Raw genomic sequence first — 26,419 nt, 5'->3', positions numbered from 1 at the left:
ACGCCCTTGTAACATTTCTGCTTACAAGGGCGCTGATTGTACAGATAATTAATGAGATTATCGGTTAGCTATCAATGATCATTTCTTGCAGATCATAGAGCGTAATCAGGGTGTTAAGCCGTTCATCAATGCCAGAAAAGCGCAATTTATCCCCTCTCTTTTGCATATGATGTTTGAAACGAACTAAAAGAGCTAACCCGGTAGAATCCACATATTCAAGTTGTGACACATTGATGCTGTCAATATCAGCCAATAATTTCTCTTTTTGCTGCCAGAGAGGAAGCAAACTATCACGATCCAAAGTGCCCTTGAGAATCAGTGTTTGCCCTGTTTTTTCCCAGATCAGACTCTCACCCATCTTATTTTTTCTCTTCCAGTGTGATTGGCTGACGGGCGCTGATTTTAAGCTGCTTAGTCAGGCCCTCAACACCTTGCTGACGCAAGATAGAAGCCCATTCACCCTGTTTAGTCGTAATCATACTGACGCCCTCAGCAATCATATCGAATGCCTGCCAGTCGCCAGTTTTGCTGTTTTTGCGCCACTGGAAATCAAGACGGACAGGAGGACGGCCATTCGGATCGATAATATTGACACGAATAGCAACAACATTGCTGTCCCCCAACGGCTTTTCAGTGTCAATCTGGTAAGTTTGATTGTGATACATTGCCAGAGCCTGCCCATAAGCCTGTTCCAGATAAGATTCAAATGCAGCAAAATAAGCCTTGCGCTGCTCTGGAGTCGTATCTTTATAGTATTTCCCCAGAACTAACGCGCCGGCATATTTGATGTGGACATAGGGCAGTAGTTCTTCTTTCACTACTTGACGCAGATAATCTGGATTTTGACGAATTTGTGATTGGCTATTTTTCAAACGAGTGAAAGTCTTTTCCGCCGCTTCCTGCATCAGCTTATAAGGATTCGTCTGATCAACCGCGCTCGCTAATGGCGCAATAACCAATAGCGCCACCATTAATAATCTCTTCAACATAATCGGTTCCTCTTAATGATATTCAGTTGCTGGCTAGGGTGTCGGCGTGTGCTCTGCCCCACTTTGGGCATTATCGCCACTCTTATACAAGAACTGGCCGATAAGATCCTCAAGTACCATTGCTGATTTGGTATCCTGTACGCGATCACCTTCTTTCAGAATACGGGTGTCCATATCGGGATCTTCAAACCCTATATTCAGGGCAATATATTGTTCACCTAATAGGCCAGAGGTACGGATGGAAAGAGAACTGGTATCAGGGATATGGTCATACTGCTTCATAATATCCAGCGCCACTTGCGGCGTATAAGTTTTTTCATCAAGAGAGATATTTGCAACTCGGCCAATCACCACCCCCCCAATTTTTACCGGTGAGCGCGCTTTCAGACCACCGATATTGTCAAAAGTTGCGTATAAACGGTAAGTTGGCTGGTTGCCTACCGACTTAATGTCTGCCACTTTTAGGCATAAAAAGACGATTGCAGCCAGTGCAATCAAGACAAAAAATCCAACCCAAATTTCACTTTTCTTGCTTTGCATTGACTTAGTTCCCGAACATAAGTGCTGTCAGCACAAAATCCAAACCTAAAACTGCTAACGACGCATGAACCACCGTTCTGGTCGTTGCTCGGCTGATCCCTTCCGAAGTAGGGATCGCATCATAACCATTGAATAGAGCGATCCAGGTCACAGTAATGGCGAAAACGACACTTTTAATAAAACAATTCAGCAAATCTTTCTGCCACTCGATAGCAGACTGCATTGAAGACCAGAAGAAGCCACTGTCAATCCCCTTCCAATCAACACCAACTATCGCTCCTCCCCAAATGCCTACCGCCACAAAAATCAAGGATAATAGCGGCATACTGATAAACCCTGCCCAGAAACGGGGAGCTATCACGCGCCGTAATGGATCTACCGCCATCATCTCCAGGCTGGAAATTTGTTCCGTGGCTTTCATCAAGCCGATTTCTGCGGTCAAGGCTGATCCGGCACGGCCAGCAAACAACAATGCCGTGACCACCGGCCCCAATTCACGCAACAGAGATATCGCCACCATCATACCAAGACTGGCTTCTGCGCTGTATGTCGTCAGTACCAGATACCCCTGTAGGCCAAGCACCATGCCAATAAACAGCCCTGAAACGATAATAATCAACAATGACCGAACACCCACGCTGTAAAGTTGCTGTCGGAGTAACGGCCATTGTTTGGCGGGTTCCGGCCTGCCAATTATCGCGCGGAAAAGCATAAAACCAGCACGGCCAAAAGAGGCGAATACCTCAATGGCCCGTCGGCCAAGTGCCGCCAGCGCCTGTGTTAACATTAACATCCCATTATCCTAATAACTCAGTTTTATAATCCCCGGCCGGGAAACGGAAAGGTACCGGCCCGTCAGCAATACCATCAAGAAATTGCCGTACTCGTCTATCAGAATTAGACCGCAACTGCTGCGCAGTACCCTCAGCAATAATCTGTTGTTCAGCGATAATATAAGCGTAATCCGCAATGCTCAGAACTTCCGGCACATCGTGAGAAACCACTACACAAGTCACACCAAGCGCCTTATTCAGTTCATCAATCAACTTCACCAAAACCCCCATCGTAATCGGGTCCTGACCAACAAAAGGCTCATCAAACATAATCAGATCAGGATCAAGTGCAATAGCACGAGCCAAAGCCGCACGCCTTGCCATACCACCGGAAAGTTCGGAAGGCATCAAATTCGCGGCGCCACGTAACCCTACCGCCTCTAATTTCATCATTACAGTAGTCTGTATAATTTCCTCAGGCAGGTTCGTATGTTCACGCAGCGGAAAAGCGACGTTCTCAAAGACACTGAGATCAGTGAATAATGCCCCAGATTGAAACAGCATACTCATCTTCTTGCGAGCAGCATATAAGCGCGAACGAGATAAAGCAGGAATATTGTCGCCATCAAACCAGATTTCTCCGCGTTCAGGACGTAACTGACCGCCAATCAATCGTAATAGCGTCGTTTTCCCTATCCCAGAAGGCCCCATAATTGCAGTGACTTTCCCTCTAGGCACAACTAGATTAATATCAGCAAAAATCGAACGGTTACCACGGGTAAAATACATACCACGGATCTCGATGAGATTTGCTGTCTGTTGGTTCATTATTGATAGCCCTTAACGGTTAATAAATTGGCTTTAATATTTGGTTCACATATTAATCACATATACTACAAAAAAAATGGAGAATTTTCGCCATTAATGTGATGACAAATTTTACTTTTCTATCCGCCGCCGTCAGAATGTACCCCATCTAACTGGGCAGGCAATTTTTGTTTAGAAAATCAACCAGCGTTAACATTAATTCGGAATATACCTTACAAAGGACGCTTCATGCTTCTGACCTTTTTACTTTTAATTACCGGATTGATTTTACTGGTATATGGTTCCGATAGATTAGTATATGGCGCTGCAATTTTTGCCCGCACTCTGGGGCTGCCTCCATTTATTATTGGTATTACCATTGTTGGCATTGGAACTTCTCTGCCCGAATTAATGGTTTCAGTTACTGCAATGCTAGATAGCCAACCTGATATGGCGGTAGGTAATGTTCTTGGTTCCAACATTACTAATCTGTTACTGATAACCGGTGCTGCCGCATTTATTCGCCCAATGGTAGTAAAATCAGATATTCTGCGGCAGGAGCTGCTGTTGATGCTGCTGCTCACCGCCTTCTGTGGTTATTTGATGAGTGATAACTATCTCAGCCGGATGGATGGATTGGTATTGCTCACTTCCGCCATAGTGTATATTTTCCTGATGATCAAAATGGTTGCTCTACCACGCCGTGCCGAAACGGATATTTACACGCAGGAACAGGCCGCCGAATTACCGGTAGAAGGCAATAAACACATTGCCCTACTTTGGATTCTATTAGGGTTACTTATTTTACCTATGGCAACTCGCATGGTTATTGATAATGCAACCGTTATTGCCCGCATTTATGGTATTAGTGAATTAGTGATCGGGCTTACTGTACTTGCGGTCGGTACCAGCCTGCCAGAATTAGCAACCTCGATCGCCGCCGCATTCAAAGGCGAAGATGACATTGCATTCGGGAATATTATAGGTTCGAATATATTCAATATATCAATTGTTTTGGGCCTTCCCGCATTACTCTCACCAGCAGCAATTTCGCCTGAATCTTTCCATCGTGACTTTTGGGTAATGATGGTAGCCAGCACGATATTTACTGCATTTTGTCTGGGTCGTAAACACCGATTAAACCGATTTAAAGGCGTCTTGTTATTGAGCTGCTTTATCGCTTATTTTATCGTACTGTTTATTTCCGATTACAGCATTGAATAAACACGAATGAGTAGGAAAAAGAAATGCCTAAGATTGATTTTCAGCAAGCGGGTAAAAAAGTATTAGATATAGAACGTGATGGATTGGCAGAACTTGAACAATATATTAATGAAGATTTTGCCCGTACTTGCGAACTGATGTTCAACTGCGAAGGTAAAGTGATTATCATGGGGATGGGCAAATCCGGCCACATTGGGTGTAAAATTGCTGCAACTTTCGCCAGCACCGGTACTCCATCCTTTTTCGTTCATCCGGGAGAAGCCAGCCACGGCGACCTCGGCATGATTACACCTAAAGATATTGTTTTAGCTATCTCAAATTCTGGTGAGTCCAGTGAAATCTTGTCACTGATCCCGGCATTAAAACGCCAAAAAATTCCGCTTATCTGCATGACTAATAATTACCACAGTAGTATGGGGAAAGCCGCAGATATCCACCTGTGTATCAAAGTTCCACAGGAAGCCTGTCCGCTAGGTTTGGCTCCTACAACCAGTACTACTGCAACGTTGGTTATGGGCGACGCTTTAGCGGTTGCATTGCTCCAGGCACGCGGCTTTACCGCTGAAGATTTCGCCCTATCACATCCAGGCGGCACTCTTGGGCGCAAACTGTTGCTACTGGTGAGTGATTTGATGAATACAGGCGATGATATTCCAAAGGTTAATCGTGATGCGTCCTTACGGGAAGCACTACTCGAAATCACCCGGCAAAAACTGGGGATGACCGTCATTTGCGATGAAAATATGTATATTGATGGTATTTTTACTGATGGTGACTTACGGCGAGTGTTTGATATGGGAGTCGATTTGTACAATGTCAAAATTTCAGATGTTATGACAACAGGTGGTATCCGTATCAAGCCTCATGCCCTTGCAGTTGATGCATTGAACTTAATGCAGTCGCACCATATCACCTCTTTACTGGTCGCAGAGGAAAATAAATTGCTTGGTGTATTACATATGCATGACCTGCTACAAGCTGGTGTGGTTTAACCGGAGAAAACGTCTTAATGAGCCAATTAGTTTATTTGGATACCTGTTATGGTCCAGTGAGTAAAGATGTTATTGAAAAAGCCCGTAAAATCCGCTTGTTGATTTGCGATGTTGACGGTGTTCTGTCCGATGGCCTGATATATATGAGCAATAACGGTGAAGAGTTAAAAACATTTAATGTTCGAGATGGTTACGGCATTCGCTGCTTAATTACTTCAGGTATCGAAGTCGCTATTATTACCGGCCGTACAGCGAAATTGCTGGAAGATCGAGCAAACACACTGGGGATTACACATCTTTACCAAGGACAAAGTGATAAGGTTTTGGCGTACAAAGAATTGTTAGATAAACTGGGATTAAAACCAGAACAGGTTGCTTACATCGGTGATGATCTGATTGATTGGCCGGTCATGGAACAAGTGGGGTTATCTGTCGCTGTGGCAGATGCACATCCTCTACTCTTACCAAAAGCGCATTATGTCACCCAAATTGCCGGGGGACGCGGTGCGGTAAGGGAACTTTGTGATTTGGTGCTTTTCGCTCAAAATAAGCTGGAAGAGGCCAAAGGATTATCAATATAGTAGGTTGAAGTGAAACGAGAATGGATAGAATCAAATCCTGGTTGGTGATAACTCTGGTATTAATCATCCTGGCGTTAATTGGCTGGAACTTATCTGATTCAGATGAGATTAAATCATCTTCTGCAACAGATAACAGTCAGCCAACCTATCAAAGTCAGGAAGCTATAACTTTTGTTTATGACCCTACGGGGAAACTGACGTATAAACTGGTCGCTGATGACGTCCAAAATTATGCAGAGTCAAAACTTACCTGGTTTACCAAGCCAGTGTTGATTACTTATGACTCAAATGCCATTGCTACATGGACAGTTCGTGCTAACAAAGCCAAACTGACTAATGACAGAATGCTCTATCTTTACGGAGACGTACAGGTTGACAGTCTGACTAATACGTCACAATTACAACGTATTACCACAGAGAACGCTATCATCAACTTGGTAACTCAGGATGTTTCATCTGACGATCAGGTCACACTGATTGGTGTCGGGCTAAAATCCGTCGGTATGAAAATGCGTGGCAATCTGCGGAACAAAACCGCTGAACTGATTGAAAAGGTTAACACCTACTATGAAATCCAACATGAAAAACAGAATCCGTAATGCTTTTATTGCCAGCGCCATCTTTGCAGTCAGCCTTCCTGCTCTAGCACTGAAAGATGACACCCAGAAACCTATTTCTATCGATTCTGTTAAACAGGCCCTTGACATGACAGGGAACACTGCCACATTTACAGAAGATGTGATCGTTAAACAAGGTTCCATCGATATCCGCGCTGACAAAGTTGTTGTAACTCGTCCAGACGGCGACTCTAAGAAAATGATTATTGAGGCATTTGGTAATCCAGTCACTTTCTATCAGCTACAGGACAATGGCAAACCAATCAAGGGCCGCGGTTCCAAAATGCGTTACGAAATGGATAAAGAGCTGGTTACACTGACTGGCAATGCCTATTTGGAACAGCTAGACAGCAATATAAAAGGCGATCGTATCACCTATCTAGTCCCAACTCAGCAGATGGAAGCGTTTAGTGATAAAGGTAAACGAGTGACCACCGTCCTGCTCCCTTCTCAATTACAAGAAGAAGGCCCTGGGGCTAATAACAAGAGTAAATAACGATATATGGCAATACTAAACGCAGAAAACCTGGCAAAAGCTTACAAAGGCCGTAAGGTCGTTGAAAATGTCAGCCTAAATGTAAATTCCGGCGAAATTGTCGGCCTGCTTGGTCCGAACGGCGCCGGGAAAACGACGACTTTCTATATGGTCGTCGGTATCGTTTCACGGGATGCCGGGACAATCACCATTGATAATGAAGATATCAGCCTATTGCCGCTTCATGAACGGGCACGCCGTGGTATTGGTTATTTGCCTCAGGAAGCTTCTATTTTCCGTCGTCTAAGCGTATTCGACAACCTGATGGCTGTATTGGAAATCCGCCAGGATCTGACTCAAGAGCAACGAAAAGAACGCGCCGAAGAGCTGATGGAAGAGTTCCATATCAGCCATCTGCGCGACAGTCTTGGTCAATCGCTTTCTGGAGGTGAACGCCGCCGCGTAGAGATTGCCAGAGCGCTCGCAGCCAATCCTAAATTTATTTTGCTGGATGAGCCTTTTGCCGGCGTAGATCCTATCTCGGTCATCGATATCAAGAAGATCATTCAGCATTTGCGAGATTATGGGCTAGGGGTCCTTATCACAGACCACAATGTCCGTGAAACATTGGATGTATGCGAACGTGCTTATATTGTCAGCCAAGGGCAACTGATTGCTCACGGCACACCTAATGATATTCTTAATAATGAACAGGTGAAGCGCGTTTATTTAGGCGAAGGTTTCCGGCTCTGATTCAGCCAGGAGAATTGATTTAACGCTATGAAGCAAAGTTTGCAACTCAGGCTTAGTCAGCAACTGGCTATGACACCACAGCTCCAACAAGCTATTCGTTTGTTGCAACTTTCTACGCTTGAACTCCAGCAGGAAATACAACAAGCGCTAGAAATGAACCCTTTGCTTGAACAGGATGAAGATCATCAGGAAATCAGCAATCAGGAACTTCCCGATAATGAAACGGAAGCTATGGATACGCTTGATGCCTTGCAACAAAAGGATATGCCAGACGAGTTACCCCTGGATGCCAGTTGGGATGAAATTTACACCGCTGGCACACCTTCCGGGACACGTAACGACTATAACGACGATGAACTGCCGCTTTATCAAGGTGAAACCGTTCAAACCTTGCAAGACTACTTGATGTGGCAGGCAGAGCTAACCTCCTTCACGGAAACCGAGGCGGCCATTGCGACATCAATCATTGATGCCGTAGATGACACTGGCTATCTCACTGTGCCATTAGAAGATATTCTTGCCAGCATTGGCGACAATCAACTCACTCTGGCGGAAGTGGAAGCGGTACTAAAACAGATACAACATTTCGATCCTATCGGTGTCGCCGCTCGTGATTTAAAAGATTGTCTACTGGTCCAGCTATCAATACTTCCACCAGAAACACCTTATCTGAAAGAGGCGCAACTGATCGTTTGCGAACATCTGGAGCTATTAGGTCATCGGGATTTCCGCAATTTAATCCGTCTGAGTCATTTGAAAGAAGATACTCTGAAAGAGGTCATCAGTTTAATCCAGTCACTTGAACCGAAGCCCGGTCTGGCAATAAACACCGGCGAATCTGAATACGTCATCCCCGATGTACTAGTTCGAAAAGAGAGCGAACACTGGCAAGTAGAATTAAATACAGATAGTATCCCCCGTTTACACATTAATCAGCATTATGCAGAGCTTGGGCAACATACACGCAATGAAAGTGACAGTCAGTTTATCCGTAATAACCTACAAGAGGCTAGATGGCTTATCAAAAGCCTGGAAAGCCGGAATGATACTCTGCTGAAAGTTGCGCGTTGCATTGTAGAACAGCAACAGGAATTTTTTGAGCATGGTGAAGAACATATGAAACCTATGGTTTTAGCTGACATTGCTTTCCAGGTTGATATGCATGAATCCACCATTTCCAGGGTGACTACCCAAAAATTCCTGCACAGCTCACGTGGTATTTTTGAATTGAAGTATTTTTTCTCCAGCCATGTCAATACAGAAAGTGGAGGCGAAGCCTCTTCAACTGCAATACGGGCTGTGGTGAAAAAACTGGTAGCAGCGGAAAACCCCGCCAAACCATTAAGCGACAGCAAACTGACGAGCATGCTAGCCGATCAAGGCATCATGGTTGCCCGACGGACTGTCACAAAATATCGAGAGTCGTTATCCATTCCGCCATCAAACCAACGTAAGCGTCTGGTTTGAAATGAACAGAGAAGGAAGACAATATGCAACTCAAAATAACCGGCCACAATATTGAAATTACTGATGCATTACGCGACATTATCACTGCAAAATGCAGCAAGCTGGATCAATATTTCGACAGGATCAACCTGACTCAGGTAATCCTCCGAGTGGAAAAGGTACAACAAATCGCCGAAGCTACTGTACACATTAACGGAGGTGAGTTGCACGCATCATCAGAACATGAAGATATGTATGCAGCAATTGATGGACTGGTAGATAAACTAGCGCGTCAATTAACCAAACATAAAGACAAACTGAGACATCATTAACAGTTATTTAACAAAGAATGTAGTAACAACAGCGGAGTATTGCTGTAAAACAGTGCGCAAATACCGGATGTCACAGATATTCTATGACATCCGGTATCAATGAGGCACCTAAGTGAATAGAAAAAATGAATAATCAAGCAGATTTACTACTAAGTTCTGTGCTTTCTCTCGCATGTACGCGCAATAATGTACATTGTTCGAGTAAAAAAAGGGCTTTAGAGATTATCAGTGAGCTAGCATCTCAGCAGCTTAAGTTACCAGAAAATGTCGTATTCGAAGCAATATTAACCAGAGAAAAAGTAGGTACTACTGGAATTGGCAGTGGTATTGCTATCCCTCACGGTAAATTAGATGCAGAAAGCTCAGATCAAGCAGTCGGCGTTTTCCTAAATCTGGAACACCCCATTGCTTTTGATGCGATTGATAATCAACCAGTTGATTTGCTGTTTGCTTTACTGGTTCCAAATGATCAATGCCAGACGCACTTACACACATTGTCATTGATCGCCAAACGTCTTGCAGATAAAAACCTCTGCCGCCGTTTAAGATCGGCACAAAGTGATGAAGAATTATACTCAATTATCACTGAATAACTGTTGCAGTGCATGGAGAGCAACAGATAAGAGTGGCTCATAATAACCACTGAGAAATTAAGGGGAGTCGCCTCATGGTGCTGATGATAGTCAGTGGCCGTTCCGGTTCAGGTAAATCCGTTGCCTTGCGCGCACTGGAAGACATGGGTTTTTATTGTGTAGACAACTTGCCGGTAGTATTACTACCGGAATTAGCAAATACGTTGGCTGACCGCGATATTTCCGCCGCGGTGAGTATTGATGTAAGAAACATGCCGGAATCCCCTGAGGTTTTCGAAGAAGCCCTGACTAAACTACCAGCGAGTTTCTCACCGCAATTACTGTTTCTTGACGCTGACCGTAACACATTGATCCGCCGTTATAGCGACACCCGCCGTCTGCATCCGCTATCAAGCAAAAATCTTTCTCTGGAAAGCGCGATTGATCAAGAAAGTGATCTGCTGGAACCCCTTCGTTCAAGAGCAGATCTGATTATCGACACTTCCGAAATGTCAGTTCATGAATTGGCTGAGATGCTAAGAACGCGTCTGCTAGGCAAACGGGAACGTGAGTTGACAATGGTGTTTGAGTCTTTCGGCTTCAAGCATGGCATTCCAATTGATGCCGACTATGTTTTTGACGTACGTTTCTTACCAAACCCACACTGGGACCCTAAATTACGGCCAATGACCGGCCTTGATCGTCCCGTAGCCGCTTTCCTCGACCGTCATACGGAAGTGCATAACTTTATCTATCAAACCCGCAGTTATCTTGAACTCTGGCTGCCTATGCTTGAAACCAATAACCGCAGCTATCTGACCGTGGCTATTGGCTGTACCGGCGGTAAACATCGTTCTGTTTACGTGGCAGAACAGTTGGCCGATTATTTCCGCTCCCGAGGCAAAAACGTACAGTCGCGCCACCGTACTCTCGAAAAGCGAAAATAAATAATGACAGTCAAGCAGAGGCTTGAAATCAAAAATCGGCTGGGAATGCACGCCCGGCCAGCAATGAAGCTGTATGATTTAGTACAGCTCTTTGAGTCTCATGTTGTTTTACGCAATGATAGCCATGTTGAAGCCGAAGCTAGCAGTGTAATTGCTATGTTGATGCTGGATTCAGAAAAAGGCAGCTATATTGAAGTTGAAGCCAGCGGCCCAGATGAAGAACAGGCTCTCGCCGCCATTATTAATCTATTTAATTCGGGGTTTGACGAAGAATAACGTTGTTCACTCACCTGTGGATTATCATATCCTTTACTGTTTTCATTAGTAGCACAAAACAGTTCGTGATCATGATCTCTTTCTTTTCCAGTAAGAACAGCCTACTATCAGGTTAATCATTTTAAATAACACCCCCCTCCTTATGGTGCGGGGTGTTATTTTGTGTTGGAGTCCATTTGGAGTGTGGTATGACTAAACCAGCAATTATCATCAACGAATTAGACGCAGAACGTTTAGATTCCCTGTTGGAACAGCCAGCGTTTGCAGATACTAGTATCGCTGACGCTTTAAATGAGGAGCTGGATCGTGCAGAGATTGTACCTCCAGCAGAAATTCCATCAGATGTTGTAACAATGAACAGCCGGGTTCGTTTTCTTGACCTGACAAGCAATGAAGAGCGGGTACGTACTTTAGTTTATCCAGCGTCACTGCAAGACAGTTCAGATCAGCTTTCTGTTATGGCTCCTTTAGGAGCTGCAATATTGGGCCTTCGTATCGGCGACGAAATCAGTTGGGCACTGCCAAACGGCGAAGAAACCCGAGTCAAAGTATTAGAATTGCTTTACCAACCAGAAGCTGCCGGTGAGCTCCACCGTTAATTCAGCCAGCCCATTTGTCCGGGCTGACTAAAATAATCGGAAACGAGTATCTCTTATTGACCAGCGATACTCATTTCCGGTAGTAAGATTGAACCGCACTGGATATTACTGCGAGTTTCAATATCATTCCCGATAGTAACCATATTGGCCCACATATCTTTTAGATTGCCCGCAATAGTAATCTCACTGACAGGATACTGAATCTCGCCATTTTCTACCCAAAAGCCAGCGGCCCCACGGGAATAGTCGCCGGTTACTGCACTGACTCCCTGCCCCATCAGCTCAGTGACCACTAACCCTGTTCCCATCTGACGCAGCAAACCTGCGAAATCCTGACCTTGCCCTGCAATGCACCAGTTATGAATTCCACCTGCATGGCCGGTACTTGCCATTCCTAGCTTACGGGCAGAATAACTTGTCAGAAGCCAGGTCTGTAATACTCCATCCTTGATAATATCCCGATTACTGGTAGAAACACCTTCACTATCAAATGGAGAAGATGCTAAACCTGCCAGTAAATGTGGCCGCTCTTCAATTGTCAGCCATGATGGCAGAATTTGTTTGCCCAGATGACCAAGCAAGAAAGAGGATTTCCGGTAAATACTGCTACCACTGATAGCGCCAACCAGATGGCCGAAAAGGCCCGTTGCAACCTCCGCGGCAAACAACACCGGCGCTTTCATGGTCGGCAATTTACGTGGCGACAAACGAGATAACGCACGGCGAGCACACTCCTGCCCAACCCATTCTGGCGATTTTAAATCTTCAAAACGGCGACTAATGGTATACGCATAGTCCCGTTCCATATCGCCATCAAGTTCAGCAATCACGCAACTCGACATAGAATGACGACTGGAGCAATAGCTTTGCAACATACCGTGGCTGTTACCAAACACTCTGATGCCATAATGACTGTTAAAACTGCCGCCTTCGGTATTGGTAATACGCTTATCTGCCTGTAATGCAGCTTGTTCTGCTCGAGCGGCTAGTTCAATCGCGTTATCAGCATCCAATTCTGTTGGATGGAACAGCTCAAGATCTGGCGCTTCGAATGCCAGTAGCGTTTTATCCGCCGGGCCAGCACATGGGTCCTGAGAGGTATAACGAGCGATATCAATCGCAGCCTGAACAGTACGAGCAATAGCATCCGGGCTTAAATCTGTTGATGATGCGCTACCTTTACGTTGCTGATGGTAGACGGTAATCCCCAATGCGCCATCACTATTGAATTCTACATTTTCTATTTCACCAAAGCGGGTGCTGACACTAATACCCGTTGTTTTATTAACCGCAACCTCCGCAGCATCACAACCCGCTTTTGCCAGCTCTAGTGCCTGTGAAACCGCATTTTCCAGTTGTTTGCGTTGTTCCGCAATTTGATCCGTGATTTTCATTAATTACCCGTAATTTGATGAATAAAGGGAAAATCTGTCGGGAAAACAGGGCTATTTTATCCACACAGTCAATGCCGAGTGGTAATCAGACGTTTTTCCCAGTTACAATACACAATATTAGGATGTTAACACCCACCGGGCTACAGGTCATGCACCAAAAATCAACCTGCCAGCTCCGGCCTTTTTAAAAGGAAAACCACTATGGCAAAGCAGCCTGAAGATTGGCTCAATGATTATCCTGCTGAAGAGGAAGAAGAAGAGATAATTTGGGTCAGTAAAAGCGAAATTAAACGTGATGCCGAAGCATTGAAAAAGCTGGGTACAGAATTGGTTGAGCTCAGCAAAAGCGCGCTTGAACGCGTTCCGTTAGATGAGGATCTGCTGGCCGCCATTGAACTTGCACAGAAGATAAAAAGAGAGGGGCGCCGTCGCCAATTACAATTTATTGGCAAACTGCTGCGTACCCGGGATGTCGAGCCAATTACCACCGCGCTTGATAAACTGAAAAATCGTCATAATCAGCAAATCACTCTGTTCCATAAACTGGAAGAATTACGCGATAAATTGATTGATGGCAATGACGATGTTATTGATGAAGTGGTGGCGTTATTCCCACAAACCGATCGCCAGCAATTGCGTACTTTGATCCGCAACGCCAAAAAAGAAAAGGCGGCAAATAAGCCACCTAAATCTTATCGTCAGATTTTCCAGTATCTTAAAGATATGGCTGAATCCGCTTAACTACCTAAAACCCGTAAGGTTCTAATTTCTGTTAGGGGAAAATATTAAAACTCAATTCCCCTTCCAGTTCTTCTTCTGCTTCTTCAAACAAAAGCACTAACGAGGAGAAATCGCGTTCTTTCTGCTGCGTAAAATGGATGAAATTGACCTCTACAGGTAACTCAATTCCTCCTGTCACAACATCCCACAAAGCATCCAAATTACTACCAAACTCGTCTCCTAACTCAAATTGTTCAGAAAACTGCTGATAGAACATTTTCAGATCAGGGATACGGTCAAAATCAAACTCCACTTTATGCATAGAATTACTCCATTAAGGTAAAACTTTTGTAATGATCCAACGTCAGATAAATCAGACCATCAGATGAATAAAGCAATCTGTCACTCCCTCTGTGCCCACAACGGTAGTTAACATCTGCTTCAAACCACTGACGTTTCGGTTTCATTGGCAGTCTCTTTTCACGGTTAGTAAATTTGTCGCCACCAATTGCTCTACCCGGCAGAACCTGACATAAATTTCCCTGTTTTGCATTCCAGCCAAGGTCGCGGGCCTGCTTTTTAGTAATGTAAATATCGGGTAATTTATTATTCTGTCGTAAGTAAGCCACTACGTTATTCTGTTCAGTTAGCCCTTCAATCCGTTGTATTGCTGAGGTACCCCCATCTGTTTCTGGAGCCTGCAACAGCGTCTTATCAACACCTTTAGCAAAAGTACCACAAGTCACAACCAAAACAGTCAGTAACACACCTGCTAGCCAAGTCTTCTTCATGACTATCCTTATATGATCTATCTCGGATAAACAGCCGAAAATCAGGCTGTTCCTCCAACGGTCAAGTTGTCCAGTTTCAAAGTAGGCTGACCAACACCAACAGGTACGCTCTGGCCCTCTTTGCCACAAACCCCGACGCCTTTATCTAGATCAAGATCGTTTCCTACCATAGAGATCTGCTGCATCGCCTCAATACCGGAACCGATAAGCGTTGCACCTTTCACTGGTTTGGTAATTTTACCGTTCTCAATCAGATAAGCCTCAGATGTCGAGAACACGAATTTACCGGAAGTGATATCCACTTGACCACCACCAAAATTTGGCGCATATAAACCATTTTGCACACTACCGATGATCTCTTCCGGTGTGGAATGACCCGCCAGCAAATAGGTATTAGTCATACGAGGCATTGGTAGATGAGCATAAGATTCCCGGCGACCATTGCCAGTCGGCGCGACACCCATCAGACGCGCATTCATTTTGTCCTGCATGTAACCTTTCAGAATGCCATTTTCAATTAATACATTGTATTGTCCAGGGACGCCTTCATCATCAATTGTCAATGACCCACGACGACCTTTTATCGTGCCATCATCAACCACAGTACAAAGTTCTGACGCGACCTTCTCACCAATCTGACCAGAAAACACCGAAGTGCCACGGCGGTTAAAATCACCTTCCAGCCCATGACCAACAGCCTCATGCAGCAACACGCCCGGCCAACCCGCCCCCAGAACAACCGGCATAGTACCAGCGGGGGCAGCAACAGCGGAAAGGTTCACCAGTGCCATACGAACAGCTTCACGGGCAAATTGTTCCGCGCGGATCTGACCACTAACCACTTCCAGAAAATATTCATAACCGTAACGGCCGCCGCCGCCACTGCTGCCGTGTTCACGTTTGCCGTTATCTTCCACCAGCACCGTGACAGATAAGCGAATGAGAGGACGAATATCAGCCGCCAAAGTCCCATCGGTCGCCGCGACCAACACGCGTTCATAGATCCCTGTCAGACTGGCATTGACCTCCTGTACTCTTGGATCTTCCGCTCGAGCCACCTGATCCACTCGCTGCAATAATGCGATCTTTTCTTCACGGGAAAAGCTTTGCAGCGGATCAATTGCCGCATAAAGCGGAGAATAGGCCACTTCGCCAAAGGTATGGACTTTACCATTCCCGTTTTCATGGACGATGCTACGGGCAGCCTGTGCGCTTTGTTGCAGCGCATTCAACGTGATCTGGTCTGCATAAGCAAAACCGGTTTTTTCACCACTGATTGCCCTAACGCCAACCCCCTGATCAATATTATAGGAGCCATCCTTAATAATCCGATCTTCCAACACCCAAGATTCATGGTAACTGGATTGAAAATAGAGATCGGCATAATCCAGCCGACGTTCAGTCATTTGACCGAGTACTGAAAACAGATCTTGATGGCTTAATTTATTTGCAGCCAGTAAGTGTTCACTGACAGTAGTTAAACTCATAATTGCTACTCTTTAATTTGCGGTATTTTTTCAATCAAGGAAGTCAACTGCGGCCGGAAGCGGTTATGTTTCACCACTTTCATTTGCTCACGCATAATCTTCAAGCTATCTGCCCTGACATTCAATTGCAATGCACTGACTGCATCGGGGTTTTTCTTAATCACTTTCCCCCAACCATCCACGGCCATTGAGTGACCCCACGTCTGACGGGTTCCATGTACACCAACCTGAGCCGGGGCTAACAGAATACATTGGTTTTCAATAGCGCGGGCCCGTAACAGCGGTTCCCAATGCGCTTTTCCTGTTAAACGAGTAAATGCCGCAGGAACAGATATCAACTCAGCGCCTTGCTCACGTAGCGCCTGAAACAACCCAGGGAAGCGTAGATCATAACATATGGTCATCCCGAGACGGCCAACAGGGGTATCTACAACGGTAATATGTTCCCCACGTTGGAAAACGGACGATTCGTTATATGATCCGTGTTCATCATTAATATTGACATCAAACATATGGATTTTGTCGTAACGGGCGCAAATCTTACCCTGATCATCAAACAACAGGCTACTACTGGTGAGCCGTTCAGGGTTTTCACGACTGATAAGCGGCATAGAACCGATTAATAACCAGACACCATAACGGCATGCAATCTCACTGACAGCTTGCTGCAAAGGCCCATGCCCCTGTTGTTCCGCATGCTTGCGATAGCTATCAGCATTAGCAAACAACAATGCATTTTCCGGGGTCATGACAAACTTGATAGTATCTGGCAACTGCTTAATTTGTTGTTCAATTTGCGCCAAATTATGTTTGATATTCTCACCGCTACATAACTGCAAGAGTGCAACATTGACGTTTCTCATGTTCCTCTATTCTCCTTAAGCTGACGCAGAACTTCATCAATTTTCGGTTGTTCAAGATTACCCGTAATCCGGTAACGAATAACCGATATCTTATTCCATAACGGCCCCAAGACCTTGGTCGCTGCGAATAATGCAGCGCCGGCCATCGGATTGATAACAAAAGCCGTCGCTACCCCCACAGTAGCAGAAATCTCTGGCGTGACGATGGCTTCTATATTGATCTGCTGGCGAACAAGATCAATCTCACCTTTCGTTATCACATCGGCAATCAACCCATCGACCCGTAAGTTTTCAGTCTTGAGTATCCCATTTTTTACTGAAACATCACCACGGATTGAATCAAATTCAAAATCCTGGCTAAAGGTATCGCTGAAATCGAGCTGTAATTTACGTAACAGAGCATCAAAACTGACTAATTTTAGTAATTGGCCAGCACCTCCCCCGCCCAATTTTTCAATAGCGCCTTTGCCTAAGTTGCTTTTAAGATTGCCATTCAGCGTTTGGAAATTGGGTTTCCACGGTGTATCCCACCAATTAAAATCAAAACGGAAGGTAAACGGTGAATTTACAATCGGTACAACTATACCAAGGTAAGATGCCATCTCATCAAACTTTTCACCAGAAAATCGCCCCATAATACGAGTATTATTCCCTACCGCACCTTCTTGCCAACGACCTGCCAAATTCAGTTTACTGACACTGTTTTCTACTATTCCATCCCTTAATACAAGCGAATTACCTTCTGGAATCAGAGAACCAGACACCTTCCCAAGCTTCAATCCCATAATCCAACATTCAGAACAGATGATATCTAATGAAGGCCATTGGTTCAGCGAATAACGCAGAGTTGTACCTGTCTGAAATTGTTTAGGTAAATCGGATTCAGCTTGCTGAGAGCTATCTTTCAAAGGGCTATAGTAAAGATAGCTCAAATTCATTTGCCAAGGGCCACTATTACGGATATTAAGTTTACCGTTGATTTCCCGGCTATTAGCAGTGATCTGCGTTCCCCAAGACTGTTTTTCCACATCCAACCATAACTGATTCCAACGTTGCCCCCCCACATCCAGTGATGGAAGTGATATATACAGATGCTGTGGCAACATTGACACTCCTGCCAATGAAGAACCTGAGGTCAGAGGCGCAATCAGCCCTAACCACTCTTCCCCCTCAATTGCCGGAAGATTCAATTCCAATAGGGATTTTTCAGGTAAATCAGGAATATTGTTACTGTTACTTTGTAAAATTCCTCGTGATAGTTGAGTATTTTTCCCTGCCAAACGCCATTGAGTATTAAATGCATACTGTTTATCTAAAATGCCTTTTACTCGCAACTGCTCCATATCACCATCAGCCAGAATATGAAGAGTGCGCAGTTCATCCGCTTTCAAGGCAGATAAATGACTATCTACTTGTGATAAATCAGCGTCGATTTTCACATCATATTGAGGCTTACTCTGAAACGGCAAATTGATACCGATCTTTCCTTCCCAATCAACAGAGCCAGAAAACACTTTAGCAATCGCCGGTAAAAATCCAGATAATTTTGCAATAGCCCAATGCGCATTCAGACCAACATTGACTCGATAGTTTTTGGGTAAATTCTCGGTAGAAAAATCAACTGTAACAGGCTGCCCAAGCCATTGGGCCGATAATTTGCCGCTTTGTAAATTACCATTATTAAAGCGAAACCGGCCACTCACATTTTTCATTTCGCTATCTAAGGGTTTAATCAACAAATGATTATTTTTTAAAGTCACCTCACCGCGAGCATCCACATTGCCGCCATTGAGTGGAATATCCAAATGCAAATTACCCGCGATCTGACCACCAACCTGCAATGTCTCCAGCGTTTCACCAACAGAATGTGCTAACGGGCTGCGGGTAAAATATTCATGAATATCTTTGCCATCTCCCAGAATATCCGCGTCGATTAACAACTTCTTGTTACGATAATTAGGAATTACCGCTGACAGATTACTCGCTTTCACTTTACCAAGCGCCGTTTGCGGAGCAAGCATCCATAAGCCGTTATTCTGGAAATTAAGATCAATATTGAGATCCAGCAATGCCGGCCAGTTTGGTTGGTACTGGAAAGTCGCATGACGCAATGGAGCAAAAACTTGAAACTGCCCATTATTCTTTGCAAACGGGAAATCTTTTGGATTGCCTTGAAAAACAAAAGTCGCGTTTTCTATCTGCCCTTTAATAATTGAAGCTGTCAGATAGTCAGTCAGAGGTGGACCCATCAAAGGTTCTGGAAAATATCGCCAAGCATCACCCGCATCATAAACCCGTACTCCCGCCAGAATACTCAGCGCCGGAGGCTGTTCTTTGGGCTGTTGATAACGAAAATCACCATTGACCCACAATGATTTCCCTTGCAAATCCAACCCTTGACTCCAGAGTTGTAAACCCCGCTCACCTTGCCGCCAAAGTATTTCGCCATGACTTTGGGATATCTCAAACGGCGCCAGAAACATATCGCGGTAATCAACAACACTATCCTTCAACGCAAAACTCAGTCTACCTTGCCGTAAGCTGCCATTGAGAGAACCCGAGAAATTATCAATGGAAGGCAATTTCTGCCAGCGTTGCCAACTGACATTTTGCCATTGCACACTGATTCGGGAATCATCTGCCATTTTGGGTGTAATATCGAGGGCAAGATACTTTACCAATCCTTGTGGCTGACGACGCTGCCAATCCTTCACCAGATCAGAAGTCAAAAAAGAAAAAGTCGGTAAAATGCTACTTAGCCGTTCAAGTTGAATATTTTTCGCCCGAACACGCCAATGATCATGACCGTCAACTCTCTTGGCTTCCGGCAGATAGAGCACTGATACTTTTCCTGACGGCCATTGCTGCCCATCAGTGATCAAATTCGCCAGCTCAGGCGCATCAAACAACCAACCACCATCTTGGCGACGCATCCGTAACACCAGATCACTGACAGAAAGATTGTGAGGTTTGTTAGCAACTTTCCAATTAGCTTCTCCCTGACGGAGTTGCAGTTGGCCGCCATCAATTCGACCATCTTTAAGCATAATCCAGCTAGACAAACTAAACTCAGCATCTTCCAACCCAGTATTATCCTGCAACCAATGACTTAACCACGGATGAATATCAACATTATCTGCCTGTAAATAAATGGTCCCGTTATCCAACACGCCATTAATGTCATGCAAATCAAATTTAACTTGTACGTCCCCATGCTGATTATTGATAGAAGAGAGACTAATTTTCCCTTGAGCACGGTGACGATTATCTTTATTCAGCCAGGTTAATTGTGGTAACAACAGATCAGCACGTTCACCAGAGGGCGTAAGAAAAGTAAAACGACTATCTTGCAGATTAAAATGATCAAACTGCTCCAGAAACAGATCAGAAAATAGATCCGATTGGGAAAACATATTACCGCTTTGATCATTAAATAGCGGTTGACGATAATCGACCTGTAACTGATAAAAAGTAAGATCGCGAAAATTCCAACGCATTCTTAACAAAGATAACCAGATATCCAATGCAACCGTGATCTTTTTGGCTTTCACATCTGCATTTGCCGTTTTTACACTGATATCACGTAATTCAAAAACAGGCCCGAAAGACTCCCACTCTCCCGCAATATATCCAGCATCAATAGGTACACCAATAATTGACTCAACTTTAGCGAATAATTGTGAGCGGTAATCATTAATATGTGGCAGTAGAAAACGTAATCCACTGACAAGCAAAGCCACAATAATAATGACTATTGCGGCTGTCGCTAATAATACTCCCGGCAGTCGCCTCACACATATCTCCTTGGTTGCCAATGCTGTTATGTCAGCAAATTTGGATGGTTACATCATAACTACGTCAAATTGTTCCTGACTGTAGAGCTGTTCTGTCTGAACTTTTACCTGTTTGCCGACAAAAATCTCCACTTCCGCCAGTGCATGAGACTCCTCGCTTTTCAGCGCTTCGGCCACTGCTGGCGAGGCATAAATAAGGAAACGATCGGCGTCGACTGCCCGGTGCACGCGCACAATTTCACGCATAATCTCATAACAGACAGTTTCAACCGATTTTACAGTTCCCCTTCCTTTACAAGTAGGACAATCGCTACAAAGTATATGTTCTATACTTTCACGAGTCCGCTTGCGGGTCATTTCCACCAATCCGAGTTGGGAAAAACCATTAATCGTCGTCTTAACACGATCTTTACTCAGCGCCTGCTCAAGAGAAGCTAATACCCGACGACGATGTTCTTCGCTATTCATATCGATAAAATCGATAATAATAATACCACCCAGATTACGCAGCCTTAATTGTCTGGCAATAGCTTGCGTCGCCTCAATATTGGTATTAAAAATAGTTTCTTCCAAATTGCGATGCCCGACAAATGCGCCGGTATTAATATCAATTGTGGTCATCGCTTCAGTTTGGTCAATAATTAAATAACCACCTGATTTTAATTCAACTTTTCGATCAAGCGCTCGCTGAACTTCATTTTCTACATCAAACAGATCGAATATAGGCTGATTACCGTTATAAAGTTCCAATCTGGCTGTCATTTTAGGAATATATTCGCGAATAAATTCCTGTAACTGAGTAAACGTCAAACGAGAATCCACACGAATACGATCAAGGGCTGCTCCGGCGAAATCACGCAAAATACGATGGGCCAGGGCTAATTCGCCATAAAGTTTATTTTTAGTGATATTGCGCTTTTTACGCTCCATCACCTTACTCCATAGACGTTTCAAGAAAGCCGCATCCTGAGCTAATTCTTCGTCGCCAACGCCCTCGGCAGCCGTCCTAATAATGAAACCACCATGTTCATCACAATAGTCAGCGACAATATTTTTCAGCCGATTACGCTCGCCTTCACTTTCAATACGTTGTGAAACCCCGACATGAGACGCGCCGGGCATAAAGACTAGATAGCGGGAAGGTAAAGTAATATCCGTAGTTAGCCGAGCGCCTTTAGTACCAAGGGGATCTTTCACCACTTGAACCATTAAATCTTGCCCTTGGCGAACCAACTCAGCAATATCTTTGACATGAAAGTTCTTTTGCTCCTCACCGGCAATACATTCCGTGTGAGGCACAATATCCGAGGCATGAAGAAAAGCGGCTTTTTCCAGACCAATATCAACAAAAGCAGCCTGCATTCCCGGTAATACCCGACTTACACGACCTTTATAAATATTGCCGACAATGCCCCTTTTAGCTTCCCTTTCAATATGGATTTCTTGCAAAATCCCACCATCAATGTAAGCGACACGCGTTTCGGACGGTGTGATGTTGACTAATAACTCAGCTGTCATGTGTTCCCCTCCCCATCAACTAACGCAAAAAACTTTGTGATTAATTCGTGCGTTTCCACCAATGGCAGACCAACAACTGAGTGATAACTCCCATTCAGCGTTTTAACAAAGCAACCCGCTTTTCCCTGAATACCATAAGCACCCGCTTTGTCCATCGGCTCACCGGTTGCTACATAATCCAAAATTTCTTGCGTGGATAATTGGCGAAAGGTTACATCTGTAACGACTATATCACTTAAGGTACGCTGACTATCTGATAAAGCAATAGCTGTCATCACCTGATGACACTGACCAGAAAGTGCACTAAGCATTTCAACAGCATGTTGTTCACTGCGCGGTTTTTCGAGAATCTTACCATTCAATACAACAACAGTATCCGCTCCCAACACCAGAAAATCCTCTGGTGCAATAGCAACTCCCGCTAGAGATTTATCTTTTGCTAATCGGCTAACATATTGACGCGGAGTTTCACCCTCTTGCCATTGCTCCTTTACCTGAGGAGAAAGAATTTCAAATTTAAAGTCCAACAATTCAACCAGCTCACGCCGCCTTGGCGAGCCGGAAGCCAGATAAAGGGTTTTCATGATGATATCGTCCTTACTACTACCTATCTCATTAGGCTATTTCATTTGCCATTTTGAACCTAGAGCAACGCTTAATCCTCACGTACATTATGTACGCTCCGATTATACACACTACTCATATCCTCAAGTTACTTGGAAAGAATGGCCTGCATCAGTAACGCCTGCTGGAATAAGCTCTATCAGGACATTAAAAACTGCGATCCGACCACTAGCGTACATTAAACTGACGACGGATTTTCCGCATTAATAGGAACAACCACGGCCAAAGAATACCATTGACCAAACTGTTCCAGAATACTTCTGGATGAAAAGCAACATTTGATAACAAAAATTCCGCCCAAAAAACACTGAAATCCATCAGTATCGATAAAGCAACGACGACCAACGCCTGCTGCCAAAGCGCCATATTGCGGAACAATTGAAACTTAAATGACACCAAATAACTCACAAGGCTGTAAGACAAAGCGTTAACACCCAGTGTCGCCCCCTGAATCAAATCTACGATGATCCCCAATACAAAACCGGTACCAACGCTGACTCTATGAGGTAACGCCATCACCCAATAAATCAACAATAGCGCCGACCAGGTTGGCCGATACATATAAATTTGCTCCGGCCACGGCATAATTTGCAGCACCATTGCAATCAAGAAAGATAACCAAATGATCCAACGCCCATGACTCCGGTATTGATTCATTAACGATTTCCCGAATTTATAAATTTAGCAGACGTTATTGTCGATTCAGCATTTTTCACTCTTTCTGTTGTCTTGGTTGTTTCATCAGAAGCAGACGATGGCGCTGGTGGTCCCATTTCATTTGCATGCGGCAATACCTGAGGCATCATTTGCATTAAACGTTCATTAGCTACACGATAAACCTCTGAGGGAGGCAGTGGTTCTGATGGATTATTATCCGCTCCCCACAACAACAACAAATAACGCAAACGCTGTAATTCTGCCGTTGGCCGGGCATGAATCACCGTATAGGCCCGCTGATTATCGACTTTAACTGACGAAACCACCGCTACCGGATACCCTTCTGGAAAACGACCGCCTAACCCAGAAGTCACCAACACATCCCCAACCCGAATATCTGTGTTGCTTGGCAATGACTCAAACTGCAAATCATCAGCACAACCCGTACCGGCAATAATCGCTCTGATATCATTACGTAAGACCTGAATTGGCAAAGCATGAGTCGTATCACAAATCAGTAATACCCGGCTAGTAAACTGACTGACAGCAACCACCTGACCCACAATGCCTTTATCACTGATAACAGGCTGCCCTTCATAAACGCCTTCCCTTGATCCCTTATCGATGACGACCTGATCACTATAAGGATTAGCCCTACCGGAGATCACCTGCGTCACCATCATGTGTTCATCCTGACGTAAAGGCGACCCCAATAGCTCACGCAAGCGGGAATTTTCCTGTTTAAGTTGCCCTAATAACAGCATATCACTGTTTTTCATCAATAATTCTTGGCGTAAAGCACGATTTTCCAATCGAAGTTGTTCACGGGAGGCAAGGGTTTCTGACACCCCATCAAGCACTTGACGCGGGCCATTGGCAAGAAAATAAAATGGACTGACTACCGTATCCATATAATTACGAACTTTACTGAGAGCATCAAGACGGCTGTCTGCCACAACCAAAGCAATGGCAACAATAACAGCAAAGAAAAGTCGTAATTGCAGGGAAGGCCCCCTGCTAAAAATTGGCTTCATAAGCTGCGCTATTCCAAACTGTATGTTTCATAAACAATGGAATTCCCAGACAGCAATAGCAAGGAGGTCTGAGCTGCCCGTCATTCCTCCCTCACTTGCAAGTTAACACTCACTCCTCGCTGAAGAGCTCACCGCCATGCATGTCGATCATTTCAAGTGCTTTTCCACCACCACGGGCAACACACGTCAACGGATCTTCCGCAACAATGACAGGAATACCCGTTTCCTCTATCAGTAAACGGTCAAGATTGCGCAATAATGCACCACCACCAGTCAAGATCATGCCTCGTTCTGAAATATCGGAAGCCAATTCTGGCGGACATTGCTCAAGGGCGACCATAACCGCACTGACAATACCCGTTAAAGGCTCTTGCAGAGCTTCAAGAATTTCGTTGGAGTTAAGCGTAAAGCCGCGTGGTACACCTTCTGCCAGGTTACGACCACGAACTTCAATCTCCAACATCTCATCGCCAGGATAAGCAGAACCGATCGTGTGCTTAATACGCTCAGCCGTTGCTTCACCAATCAGTGAACCATAATTACGGCGAACGTAATTGATAATCGCCTCATCAAAGCGATCTCCACCGATACGTACAGAAGATGAATAAACAACCCCATTCAAAGAGATAACCGCCACTTCCGTAGTGCCGCCGCCAATATCCACAACCATTGAGCCAGTGGCTTCAGAAACAGGTAAGCCAGCGCCAATCGCCGCAGCCATAGGCTCTTCAATCAAAAATACTTCACGAGCGCCGGCACTGAGCGCCGATTCACGGATTGCCCGACGCTCAACCTGAGTTGCGCCAACAGGTACACAAACCAAAACTCGCGGGCTTGGACGCATGAAACTGTTGCTATGAACTTGCTTAATAAAGTGTTGCAGCATCTTCTCGGTAACATAAAAATCGGCAATCACGCCATCTTTCATCGGACGAATTGCCGCAATATTACCCGGTGTTCGACCCAGCATTTGCTTTGCTTCCTGCCCAACGGCAGCAACACTTTTCGATGAACCCGCACGATCCTGACGGATTGCGACAACAGAAGGTTCATTCAATACAATACCCTGACCTTTGACGTAAATAAGGGTATTGGCGGTACCCAAGTCAATAGACAAGTCGTTGGAAAACATGCCACGAAATTTTTTAAACATAGCGAAAGGATAATCCTGCAAGCTGGGGACGGAACAAAACCCGTCTACTCTACCAACCACATGAAGCAGCGACAAGGCGCACAAGCACCTGCTTCAATAAAAAAGTGGCTACGTTATTCATATCAACAACGCGATATTCTACGTTACTTCTCCCAAACGGAGCAGAAAAAAACTGCATAAAAATGGGTTAATTTTACCAATTGCTCCATAACGAAACCTGATTACCATCGAATCTCAGCTAGCTTGAGTAAATACTCAGGTATAGGTGCTGCCCGGATACATGAATAAATAAGCTGTTCGAATGTTTTTTTAAGGTTAAAGCGCCAATTGAACCTGAAACAGAATTCGGCAAGATAACGAGGTAAATACTTTTTGCTAATCGAATGATATGTTCCGCGTATCGAATTTTTTACATTACTTATCATTGTGTTAACCCACTGAAAATAAGGAAGCTTAACACT

Annotated in this window: 30 protein-coding genes; 13 read left to right on the top strand and 17 right to left on the bottom strand. The window is 44.6% G+C overall.

Annotated features, from left to right (window positions below; all coding sequences use genetic code 11):
- Positions 1-64: 64 nt before the first annotated feature.
- From mlaB to mlaF, 5 genes are read right to left on the bottom strand one after another with little or no spacing between them, the layout of a single operon-like run.
- Complete coding sequence (mlaB, locus tag EAE92_RS20300; RefSeq protein ID WP_046395091.1) at positions 65-358, bottom strand: lipid asymmetry maintenance protein MlaB; 294 nt, start codon at positions 356-358, stop codon at positions 65-67.
- 1 nt (position 359) lies between these two features.
- Entirely contained in the window at positions 360-989 is a 630-nt protein-coding gene (gene mlaC / locus EAE92_RS20295; protein ID WP_046395092.1) for a phospholipid-binding protein MlaC, read from the bottom strand.
- A 33-nt stretch (positions 990-1,022) separates the two neighbouring features.
- A complete protein-coding gene (gene mlaD, locus EAE92_RS20290; protein ID WP_214069397.1) occupies positions 1,023-1,529 on the bottom strand; it encodes an outer membrane lipid asymmetry maintenance protein MlaD in 507 nt (168 codons plus the stop codon).
- A 4-nt stretch (positions 1,530-1,533) separates the two neighbouring features.
- The gene (mlaE, locus tag EAE92_RS20285) at positions 1,534-2,316 is read right to left on the bottom strand and encodes a lipid asymmetry maintenance ABC transporter permease subunit MlaE (protein ID WP_036776080.1); all 783 of its coding nucleotides are present in this window, start codon (positions 2,314-2,316) and stop codon (positions 1,534-1,536) included.
- A 10-nt stretch (positions 2,317-2,326) separates the two neighbouring features.
- Positions 2,327-3,130 carry a phospholipid ABC transporter ATP-binding protein MlaF gene (mlaF, locus tag EAE92_RS20280; protein ID WP_065390232.1) on the bottom strand — a complete coding sequence of 268 codons (804 nt, stop codon included), beginning with the start codon at positions 3,128-3,130 and terminating at the stop codon, positions 2,327-2,329.
- Positions 3,131-3,358: 228 nt separating this feature from the next.
- Between mlaF and EAE92_RS20275 the strand changes: the two genes are divergently transcribed.
- From EAE92_RS20275 to rnk, 12 genes are all read left to right on the top strand, one after another.
- Positions 3,359-4,333 carry a calcium/sodium antiporter gene (locus EAE92_RS20275; RefSeq protein ID WP_214069396.1) on the top strand — a complete coding sequence of 325 codons (975 nt, stop codon included), beginning with the start codon at positions 3,359-3,361 and terminating at the stop codon, positions 4,331-4,333.
- Positions 4,334-4,356: 23 nt separating this feature from the next.
- Positions 4,357-5,325: an arabinose-5-phosphate isomerase KdsD gene (gene kdsD, locus EAE92_RS20270; RefSeq protein WP_214069395.1), complete on the top strand. Its 969-nt coding sequence runs from the start codon at positions 4,357-4,359 to the stop codon at positions 5,323-5,325.
- Between the two features lie 17 nt (positions 5,326-5,342).
- Positions 5,343-5,906 carry a 3-deoxy-manno-octulosonate-8-phosphatase KdsC gene (gene kdsC / locus EAE92_RS20265; RefSeq protein WP_046395096.1) on the top strand — a complete coding sequence of 188 codons (564 nt, stop codon included), beginning with the start codon at positions 5,343-5,345 and terminating at the stop codon, positions 5,904-5,906.
- A 20-nt stretch (positions 5,907-5,926) separates the two neighbouring features.
- Positions 5,927-6,505 carry an LPS export ABC transporter periplasmic protein LptC gene (gene lptC, locus EAE92_RS20260; protein WP_214069394.1) on the top strand — a complete coding sequence of 193 codons (579 nt, stop codon included), beginning with the start codon at positions 5,927-5,929 and terminating at the stop codon, positions 6,503-6,505.
- Positions 6,486-7,019 carry a lipopolysaccharide ABC transporter substrate-binding protein LptA gene (lptA, locus tag EAE92_RS20255; protein ID WP_036775984.1) on the top strand — a complete coding sequence of 178 codons (534 nt, stop codon included), beginning with the start codon at positions 6,486-6,488 and terminating at the stop codon, positions 7,017-7,019. The genes lptC and lptA overlap by 20 nt, the downstream gene beginning before the upstream one ends.
- Before the next feature lie 6 nt (positions 7,020-7,025).
- Complete coding sequence (lptB, locus tag EAE92_RS20250; protein ID WP_214053296.1) at positions 7,026-7,751, top strand: LPS export ABC transporter ATP-binding protein; 726 nt, start codon at positions 7,026-7,028, stop codon at positions 7,749-7,751.
- Between the two features lie 27 nt (positions 7,752-7,778).
- Positions 7,779-9,218, top strand: a complete 1,440-nt coding sequence (gene rpoN, locus EAE92_RS20245) for an RNA polymerase factor sigma-54 (protein ID WP_214069393.1) — start codon at positions 7,779-7,781, stop codon at positions 9,216-9,218.
- A gap of 23 nt (positions 9,219-9,241) precedes the next feature.
- A complete protein-coding gene (gene hpf, locus EAE92_RS20240; RefSeq protein ID WP_036775988.1) occupies positions 9,242-9,529 on the top strand; it encodes a ribosome hibernation promoting factor in 288 nt (95 codons plus the stop codon).
- 125 nt (positions 9,530-9,654) lie between these two features.
- Positions 9,655-10,122 carry a PTS IIA-like nitrogen regulatory protein PtsN gene (gene ptsN, locus EAE92_RS20235; protein ID WP_214069392.1) on the top strand — a complete coding sequence of 156 codons (468 nt, stop codon included), beginning with the start codon at positions 9,655-9,657 and terminating at the stop codon, positions 10,120-10,122.
- A 74-nt stretch (positions 10,123-10,196) separates the two neighbouring features.
- Positions 10,197-11,048: an RNase adapter RapZ gene (rapZ, locus tag EAE92_RS20230; RefSeq protein ID WP_021323560.1), complete on the top strand. Its 852-nt coding sequence runs from the start codon at positions 10,197-10,199 to the stop codon at positions 11,046-11,048.
- 3 nt (positions 11,049-11,051) lie between these two features.
- Positions 11,052-11,324 (top strand): PTS phosphocarrier protein NPr, encoded by a 273-nt coding sequence (npr, locus tag EAE92_RS20225; RefSeq protein ID WP_036809268.1) that lies wholly within the window; start codon positions 11,052-11,054, stop codon positions 11,322-11,324.
- Between the two features lie 188 nt (positions 11,325-11,512).
- Positions 11,513-11,923 carry a nucleoside diphosphate kinase regulator gene (gene rnk / locus EAE92_RS20220; RefSeq protein ID WP_105394673.1) on the top strand — a complete coding sequence of 137 codons (411 nt, stop codon included), beginning with the start codon at positions 11,513-11,515 and terminating at the stop codon, positions 11,921-11,923.
- A 53-nt stretch (positions 11,924-11,976) separates the two neighbouring features.
- Here rnk and pmbA read toward each other — a convergent pair whose 3' ends face one another.
- Entirely contained in the window at positions 11,977-13,317 is a 1,341-nt protein-coding gene (pmbA, locus tag EAE92_RS20215; protein ID WP_214069391.1) for a metalloprotease PmbA, read from the bottom strand.
- Between the two features lie 201 nt (positions 13,318-13,518).
- Here pmbA and yjgA point away from each other — a divergent pair, with 201 nt between their 5' ends.
- Positions 13,519-14,058 (top strand): ribosome biogenesis factor YjgA, encoded by a 540-nt coding sequence (gene yjgA, locus EAE92_RS20210; RefSeq protein ID WP_036809275.1) that lies wholly within the window; start codon positions 13,519-13,521, stop codon positions 14,056-14,058.
- Positions 14,059-14,089: 31 nt separating this feature from the next.
- Here yjgA and EAE92_RS20205 read toward each other — a convergent pair whose 3' ends face one another.
- The 11 genes from EAE92_RS20205 to EAE92_RS20155 form a co-directional block, all read right to left on the bottom strand.
- The gene (locus tag EAE92_RS20205) at positions 14,090-14,359 is read right to left on the bottom strand and encodes a barstar family protein (protein ID WP_011148185.1); all 270 of its coding nucleotides are present in this window, start codon (positions 14,357-14,359) and stop codon (positions 14,090-14,092) included.
- A 4-nt stretch (positions 14,360-14,363) separates the two neighbouring features.
- Positions 14,364-14,828 carry a ribonuclease domain-containing protein gene (locus EAE92_RS20200; RefSeq protein WP_046395101.1) on the bottom strand — a complete coding sequence of 155 codons (465 nt, stop codon included), beginning with the start codon at positions 14,826-14,828 and terminating at the stop codon, positions 14,364-14,366.
- A 41-nt stretch (positions 14,829-14,869) separates the two neighbouring features.
- A complete protein-coding gene (tldD, locus tag EAE92_RS20195) occupies positions 14,870-16,315 on the bottom strand; it encodes a metalloprotease TldD (protein WP_040149305.1) in 1,446 nt (481 codons plus the stop codon).
- Between the two features lie 5 nt (positions 16,316-16,320).
- Positions 16,321-17,178 carry a deaminated glutathione amidase gene (gene nit1, locus EAE92_RS20190; RefSeq protein WP_214069390.1) on the bottom strand — a complete coding sequence of 286 codons (858 nt, stop codon included), beginning with the start codon at positions 17,176-17,178 and terminating at the stop codon, positions 16,321-16,323.
- A complete protein-coding gene (gene yhdP, locus EAE92_RS20185) occupies positions 17,175-20,972 on the bottom strand; it encodes an AsmA2 domain-containing protein YhdP (RefSeq protein ID WP_214069389.1) in 3,798 nt (1,265 codons plus the stop codon). The genes nit1 and yhdP overlap by 4 nt, the downstream gene beginning before the upstream one ends.
- 48 nt (positions 20,973-21,020) lie before the next feature.
- Positions 21,021-22,490: a ribonuclease G gene (gene rng, locus EAE92_RS20180; protein ID WP_214069388.1), complete on the bottom strand. Its 1,470-nt coding sequence runs from the start codon at positions 22,488-22,490 to the stop codon at positions 21,021-21,023.
- A complete protein-coding gene (locus tag EAE92_RS20175) occupies positions 22,487-23,074 on the bottom strand; it encodes a Maf family protein (protein ID WP_214069387.1) in 588 nt (195 codons plus the stop codon). The genes rng and EAE92_RS20175 overlap by 4 nt, the downstream gene beginning before the upstream one ends.
- 208 nt (positions 23,075-23,282) lie before the next feature.
- The gene (mreD, locus tag EAE92_RS20170) at positions 23,283-23,771 is read right to left on the bottom strand and encodes a rod shape-determining protein MreD (protein WP_214069386.1); all 489 of its coding nucleotides are present in this window, start codon (positions 23,769-23,771) and stop codon (positions 23,283-23,285) included.
- Positions 23,771-24,805, bottom strand: coding sequence for a rod shape-determining protein MreC (gene mreC, locus EAE92_RS20165; protein ID WP_214069385.1), 1,035 nt, complete (start codon positions 24,803-24,805; stop codon positions 23,771-23,773). The genes mreD and mreC overlap by 1 nt, the downstream gene beginning before the upstream one ends.
- Before the next feature lie 109 nt (positions 24,806-24,914).
- Positions 24,915-25,958 (bottom strand): rod shape-determining protein MreB, encoded by a 1,044-nt coding sequence (mreB, locus tag EAE92_RS20160; RefSeq protein ID WP_011148194.1) that lies wholly within the window; start codon positions 25,956-25,958, stop codon positions 24,915-24,917.
- Between the two features lie 221 nt (positions 25,959-26,179).
- Positions 26,180-26,419: transposase (locus EAE92_RS20155; protein WP_214066812.1), on the bottom strand; the 240-nt coding region annotated here is incomplete at its 5' end.

It is taken from the genome of Photorhabdus hainanensis, from assembly GCF_018448965.1.
Classification (GTDB): domain Bacteria; phylum Pseudomonadota; class Gammaproteobacteria; order Enterobacterales; family Enterobacteriaceae; genus Photorhabdus; species Photorhabdus akhurstii.
Note: the sequence above shows the minus strand (reverse complement) of the source record. Positions and strands in the feature narration are given on the sequence as shown.

Bases quoted from the DNA above. Each gene is read 5' to 3' on its own strand.
- mreB (WP_011148194.1), bottom strand. From the start codon at position 25,958: ATGTTTAAAAAATTTCGTGGCATGTTTTCCAACGACTTGTCTATTGAC.
- rnk (WP_105394673.1), top strand. From the start codon at position 11,513: ATGACTAAACCAGCAATTATCATCAACGAATTAGACGCAGAACGTTTA.
- mlaE (WP_036776080.1), bottom strand. From the start codon at position 2,316: ATGTTAACACAGGCGCTGGCGGCACTTGGCCGACGGGCCATTGAGGTA.
- rpoN (WP_214069393.1), top strand. From the start codon at position 7,779: ATGAAGCAAAGTTTGCAACTCAGGCTTAGTCAGCAACTGGCTATGACA.
- kdsD (WP_214069395.1), top strand. From the start codon at position 4,357: ATGCCTAAGATTGATTTTCAGCAAGCGGGTAAAAAAGTATTAGATATA.
- lptA (WP_036775984.1), top strand. From the start codon at position 6,486: ATGAAAAACAGAATCCGTAATGCTTTTATTGCCAGCGCCATCTTTGCA.
- kdsC (WP_046395096.1), top strand. From the start codon at position 5,343: ATGAGCCAATTAGTTTATTTGGATACCTGTTATGGTCCAGTGAGTAAA.
- EAE92_RS20275 (WP_214069396.1), top strand. From the start codon at position 3,359: ATGCTTCTGACCTTTTTACTTTTAATTACCGGATTGATTTTACTGGTA.
- EAE92_RS20200 (WP_046395101.1), bottom strand. From the start codon at position 14,828: ATGAAGAAGACTTGGCTAGCAGGTGTGTTACTGACTGTTTTGGTTGTG.
- npr (WP_036809268.1), top strand. From the start codon at position 11,052: ATGACAGTCAAGCAGAGGCTTGAAATCAAAAATCGGCTGGGAATGCAC.
- pmbA (WP_214069391.1), bottom strand. From the start codon at position 13,317: ATGAAAATCACGGATCAAATTGCGGAACAACGCAAACAACTGGAAAAT.
- EAE92_RS20205 (WP_011148185.1), bottom strand. From the start codon at position 14,359: ATGCATAAAGTGGAGTTTGATTTTGACCGTATCCCTGATCTGAAAATG.
- mlaC (WP_046395092.1), bottom strand. From the start codon at position 989: ATGTTGAAGAGATTATTAATGGTGGCGCTATTGGTTATTGCGCCATTA.
- hpf (WP_036775988.1), top strand. From the start codon at position 9,242: ATGCAACTCAAAATAACCGGCCACAATATTGAAATTACTGATGCATTA.
- mlaD (WP_214069397.1), bottom strand. From the start codon at position 1,529: ATGCAAAGCAAGAAAAGTGAAATTTGGGTTGGATTTTTTGTCTTGATT.
- ptsN (WP_214069392.1), top strand. From the start codon at position 9,655: ATGAATAATCAAGCAGATTTACTACTAAGTTCTGTGCTTTCTCTCGCA.
- mreD (WP_214069386.1), bottom strand. From the start codon at position 23,771: ATGAATCAATACCGGAGTCATGGGCGTTGGATCATTTGGTTATCTTTC.
- rapZ (WP_021323560.1), top strand. From the start codon at position 10,197: ATGGTGCTGATGATAGTCAGTGGCCGTTCCGGTTCAGGTAAATCCGTT.
- nit1 (WP_214069390.1), bottom strand. From the start codon at position 17,178: ATGAGAAACGTCAATGTTGCACTCTTGCAGTTATGTAGCGGTGAGAAT.
- mlaF (WP_065390232.1), bottom strand. From the start codon at position 3,130: ATGAACCAACAGACAGCAAATCTCATCGAGATCCGTGGTATGTATTTT.
- rng (WP_214069388.1), bottom strand. From the start codon at position 22,490: ATGACAGCTGAGTTATTAGTCAACATCACACCGTCCGAAACGCGTGTC.
- tldD (WP_040149305.1), bottom strand. From the start codon at position 16,315: ATGAGTTTAACTACTGTCAGTGAACACTTACTGGCTGCAAATAAATTA.
- lptB (WP_214053296.1), top strand. From the start codon at position 7,026: ATGGCAATACTAAACGCAGAAAACCTGGCAAAAGCTTACAAAGGCCGT.
- mlaB (WP_046395091.1), bottom strand. From the start codon at position 358: ATGGGTGAGAGTCTGATCTGGGAAAAAACAGGGCAAACACTGATTCTC.
- EAE92_RS20175 (WP_214069387.1), bottom strand. From the start codon at position 23,074: ATGAAAACCCTTTATCTGGCTTCCGGCTCGCCAAGGCGGCGTGAGCTG.
- mreC (WP_214069385.1), bottom strand. From the start codon at position 24,805: ATGAAGCCAATTTTTAGCAGGGGGCCTTCCCTGCAATTACGACTTTTC.
- lptC (WP_214069394.1), top strand. From the start codon at position 5,927: ATGGATAGAATCAAATCCTGGTTGGTGATAACTCTGGTATTAATCATC.
- yjgA (WP_036809275.1), top strand. From the start codon at position 13,519: ATGGCAAAGCAGCCTGAAGATTGGCTCAATGATTATCCTGCTGAAGAG.